At 35.1% G+C, this 1983-nt stretch carries 3 protein-coding genes; all 3 read right to left on the bottom strand.

The annotated features are described in order from the left end of the window. Nucleotides 1–503 (bottom strand): SLC13 family permease (locus MV589_RS03335; protein WP_297432027.1); only part of this gene is annotated, 503 nt, incomplete at its 3' end. A gap of 27 nt (nt 504–530) precedes the next feature. Then, nucleotides 531–1418: an NAD(P)H-dependent glycerol-3-phosphate dehydrogenase gene (locus tag MV589_RS03340; RefSeq protein ID WP_297432029.1), complete on the bottom strand. Its 888-nt coding sequence runs from the start codon at nt 1416–1418 to the stop codon at nt 531–533. After that, on the bottom strand, nt 1390–1983 hold a 594-nt coding region (locus MV589_RS03345), incomplete at its 5' end, for a TrkA C-terminal domain-containing protein (RefSeq protein WP_297432031.1). The genes MV589_RS03340 and MV589_RS03345, both read right to left, overlap by 29 nt.

The raw sequence follows: 1983 nt of genomic DNA on the forward strand, positions 1-1983 counted from the left end.
GCAATTGCCAAAGCAAAACGCATCTGTAACTTTTTGTTTTTAGTTAAAAAAAGGGCAATGGGCATAAGAAGCAAAGTTGTTGTTGTGTTTGAGAGAATAGAGCTTAAAAGTCCCGTCGTAATAGAGAGTGAAAATATCATTCCTCTAGGTGTCGATGGAAACAGAGAGAGCAGTTTGTCGGCAATATGCATATGCAATTTACTTTTTTCAACCGCAATAGCAAGTAAAAAACCACCTAAAAAGAGATAAATTATAGGATTTGCATAGTTTATAGTAGTAGCTTTTGTAGAGATTATGCCAAAAGCAGGAAAGAGAACAATAGGCAGTAAAGAGACAACACCTAGAGGAAGTGCTTCATTTGTCCACAAGATTACAAGCAGCGCGATAATGCCTAAAAGCTCACTTTGGGTATTGCTAAACGCAGTGCGTCCCAGTGCGTATATAATCACACCTACTATTATCGAAAAAGCTATCTTTAGAAGTTGGTTTTTCTCTAAAAGCATCTTTTTACCTCCTATATTAGACTTTTTTCAATGTGTTAGCAAATCCCTAAGACTTTCATGCGGATCTTTGCCCTCAAGTGTCAAATAAACTTCTTTTGCAATAGGAAGATAAAGATGATTTTTTTGTGCAATTTCATGCAGGGCATAAGTTGTTCCAATACCCTCTGCAACTTCACCAAGAGTATCAATAATCTCTTGCTGCGTTTGTAATTTTGCAAGTCCCAAACCTACTCTAAAATTCCTACTCATTGTTGAAGAGGCCGTTAAAAAGAGATCGCCTGCACCACTTAAACCTATAAAACTATCCTCTTTAGCACCATAAGCTAGACCAAAACGCTGCATCTCTACTAGTCCACGAGAAATGAGTGCTGCCGCAGCATTGTTGCCAAGTTCGAGTCCTGTACAAATGCCCGCTGCAATCGCTATAACATTTTTATATGCACCAGAAATTTCAGCCCCTATCACATCAGTTGAAGTATATGTTTTTATAAATGAGGGAAAAAGAGCACTAAAATCTTTAGCTAACTTTTCATCTGTTGCATTAATTACAAGTGCTGTAGGAAGAGACTGCATCACTTCTGTTGCAAAGGATGGTCCAGATAAAAAAGCAATATTCTCAGAGGGAACATATTTTGCATATATTTCATTCAAAAATTTCCCACTTGAAGCTTCTATACCTTTTGAAGCAACTAAAATTTTCTGTCCATTAAAAACAAAAGAGTTCTCTAACCAGCCTGCCACCTGCTGTGCCGGCACTGTAATAACAAGATACTCACAAGCAAGCGCACTCTCGAGAGAAACAAAATTTTCTATATCACGTGGTGTTCTTGAAGTTATACAAACACTATTTTTTTCACTCAAAGCGTATGCTAATGCACTGCCCCATTTACCCGCGCCAATGACTCCAATTAACATATCTCTTACTCCCTATTATTTTTTCAAACGCAGTAATATCATTTTCATATCCAACTACGACCAAAATATCGCCACTTTGAATTATATACTCTTTCATCTTTTTAGAATAAAAAAATTCACTTTTCATATCTTCATGAATCAATGATAAAATAATAATACCATGATACTGTGTCCAATCAATACTTGCTAACTTATGATTTTCAAGTTTACTCTCTGTATCAATTTTAATTTGTGCAATTTTAAGATCACTCTCTTCATAAATAATATTATTTAAAATCTTACTAGAAATTGGTTTTTCAAGCATATTTGTAATAATATCAGCCGTTGTCTCAACAAGCGGTATCACTTTATTTGCGCCTGCCATTGAGAGTTTATTTGCACTCTCACGATTAAGTGCTACAGCAATAATCGCTAAATCTGCAAAATTTGAGCGTAAAGATATTGTCAAAAAAATATTTTCTGCCATATCTTGTAAAACACAAAAAGCAATTGACTCTTCAATATTAATATCTTCATCAATACCTTTCCATTCATCACTTAAATCAAATTTTTCCACTTCATATGG

The organism is Sulfurimonas sp. (assembly GCF_026991475.1).
Classification (GTDB): Bacteria; Campylobacterota; Campylobacteria; order Campylobacterales; family Sulfurimonadaceae; genus Sulfurimonas.

Coding starts and splice junctions, on each gene's coding strand:
- MV589_RS03340 (WP_297432029.1), bottom strand. CDS start 1,418: ATGTTAATTGGAGTCATTGGCGCGGGTAAATGGGGCAGTGCATTAGCA.